The 1,662-nt window shown below is 60.6% G+C and carries 1 protein-coding gene; it reads right to left on the bottom strand.

Features of this window, described 5'->3' with window-relative positions; translation table 11 throughout:
• Nucleotides 1-565: 565 nt before the first annotated feature.
• A complete protein-coding gene (locus QMX86_RS28015) occupies nt 566-1,546 on the bottom strand; it encodes a LysR family transcriptional regulator (protein ID WP_282387933.1) in 981 nt (326 codons plus the stop codon).
• Nucleotides 1,547-1,662 lie beyond the last annotated feature (116 nt).

Genomic DNA, 1,662 nt, shown 5'->3' with positions numbered 1-1,662 from the left:
CAGTCACTGTGGCTTCGACTGGCGGATTGCTTTCGCGAGCAGGCTCGCTCCCACTGTTGATGCGGTACGGGTGCAGTTGATGATCGTTCCCACGCTCTGCGTGGTAATGCCTCAAGGGACGTTCCGCGTTCCAGCTCTGGGGGGACGCAGAGCGTCCCAGGCTGCATTCCCACGCGGAGCGTGGGAACGATCAACGGCGTAAGCAATGAAGATTCTTGTGGGAGCGAGCCTGCTCACGAATGCGGTTTGTCAGTCACTGTGGCTTAGACTGGCGGATTGCTTTCGCGAGCAGGCTCGCTCCCACTGTTGATGCGGTACGGGCGCAGTTGATGATCGTTCCCACGCTCTGCGTGGGAATGCCTCAAGGGACGCTCCGCGTTCCAGCTCTGGGGGGACGCAGAGCGTCCCGGGCTGCATTCCCACGCGGAGCGTGGGAACGATCAACGGCGTAAGCAATGAAGATTCTTGTGGGAGCGAGCCTGCTCGCGAATGCGGTTTGTCAGTCACTGCGGCTTCGACTGGCGGATTGCTTTCGCGAGCAGGCTCACTCCTACATGGGGGCGGGTCAAGGCTGGAACCATTCGTGGCGTTCGTTGAAGGTTTGCTGGATGAGGTCGGTGAGGGCTTGGATTTCGGTGGAGTTTTGCGAGTCGGTGTTGACGGCAAGCCACGCGTGTAGCTGCATCGGTTCGGCGAATAATCCGGGCAGTGCGATGAGGCCACGGTCGAAGCGGCTCATGTATGCCGGCAGCAATCCGATGCAAGCGCTGCACCGGATCATCTCCAGCATCAATTCATAAGACTGCATCTGCACCACCCCAGCCAACCTCTCCTCCACCAACTCATTCCACGGCCGAAAACTCTCAACCTGTCGATCATGCTGCCACTGCACCAGCATAAAGTCCGCCAGATCATCCGGCGTTTCCGGTCGCGCTGTCACCCGCGAATAGCGCTTGGCAATGTGCGGCAGATATTCAATTCGCGCGAGGTATTGCGGTGCGCTGGTGGCGAAGGTGGGACCAAGGTTTGGAGCTTCGCCGGAGGCGAGCCAGAGGACAATGTCGGCGCTGACCGCACGCAAGGCCAGTTCGCTGTCGAGGGCGATGATTTCCAGGCGCAGGCTGGCGTTGCGCCGCAGCAGTGCGATGAGGTCGCGGCCGAGGATGTCGTGGAGGATGGATTCGGCGATGGCGAGGCGGATCAGCGGTTGTTCGATGACCGGGAGTTTGCGTTGGTGGGCCAGGGTGCTGAGTCGGGCCTGCAACTGTTGACCTTCGCGGGTCAGGCTGAGGGCGCTGCCCTGGAAGCTGAACAGGCTGTGTTGCAGTTGTTGTTCGAGTTGCGCGAGTTGTTTGCGCAACAGGGTCGAGCGCACGTTGAGGCTGCGCGCGGCTTGCATGAAGCAGCCGCAGCGGGCGCTGACGAGGAAGTATTGGGCGACTTCGCTGTCGATGGCCGCAGCCTGGTTTAGCCGGGGTTCGGGGCGGGTTTGGGGCGTTTGATAATCAGCGGGGCCCGGGCGTCCTGCGGGTTCAGTGAATGACATTGATGACTCCCTGTCGATCTTTGTAGTTGCCTTGAGTGCGCCATAGCCCCCTGTGGGAGCGAGCTTGCTCGCGAAAGCGTCAGCACATTCAACATATTTGCTGACTGATACTCCGC

Origin of the sequence: Pseudomonas sp. PS01270, assembly GCF_029959775.1 — a bacterium.
Taxonomy (GTDB): Bacteria; Pseudomonadota; Gammaproteobacteria; order Pseudomonadales; family Pseudomonadaceae; genus Aquipseudomonas; species Aquipseudomonas atacamensis.
This window is presented reverse-complemented; position numbering and strand designations above follow the sequence as displayed.

What these genes read in the sequence shown, in the direction of transcription:
- QMX86_RS28015 (WP_282387933.1), bottom strand. Translation starts at nt 1,546, where the DNA reads ATGTCATTCACTGAACCCGCAGGACGCCCGGGCCCCGCTGATTATCAA.